Origin of the sequence: Bradyrhizobium sp. Mp27, assembly GCF_029953005.1 — a bacterium.
GTDB classification, from domain to species: domain Bacteria; phylum Pseudomonadota; class Alphaproteobacteria; order Rhizobiales; family Xanthobacteraceae; genus Bradyrhizobium; species Bradyrhizobium barranii.
The window spans coordinates 1-348 of the sequence record NZ_JASAUS010000697.1 but is presented as its reverse complement, the minus strand read 5'-3'; the positions used below and the strand labels follow the sequence as shown (position 1 = coordinate 348).

Genomic DNA, 348 nt, shown 5'->3' with positions numbered 1-348 from the left:
TTGAGCAAGCTGGTGTCGAGCCGATCGGTCTTGGCGCGCCGGTGCTCGCGCGATACCGCGACGCTCGATGCGTGAATGACGTGGACCTCAATATCATGTGCCCTGAGCCAGCGCGCCAGCCAGAAGCCGTCACGGCCGGCCTCGAAAGCGACAGCGATGCGTTTGATGTGATGCCCAGCCTTCGCCGCTTCATCTCGCCATCGATGCAGCAATTTCAGCAATGCGCTCTCATCGACCGCGAGCTTCTTCAATGGCTGGCGCTCGACACCAGGCACAATGCCGGCGACGAGCCAGCTCGACAGGCTCAGTTCGATAACGGCGATCAGCGTGCCGTCCGGATCGAGTGGG

The 348-nt window shown here is 62.4% G+C and carries 1 protein-coding gene; it reads left to right on the top strand.

All coding sequences use genetic code 11. From position 1 onward, the window contains the following. On the top strand, positions 1–348 hold a 348-nt coding region (locus QJT78_RS52375; RefSeq protein WP_281460970.1), incomplete at both ends, for a hypothetical protein.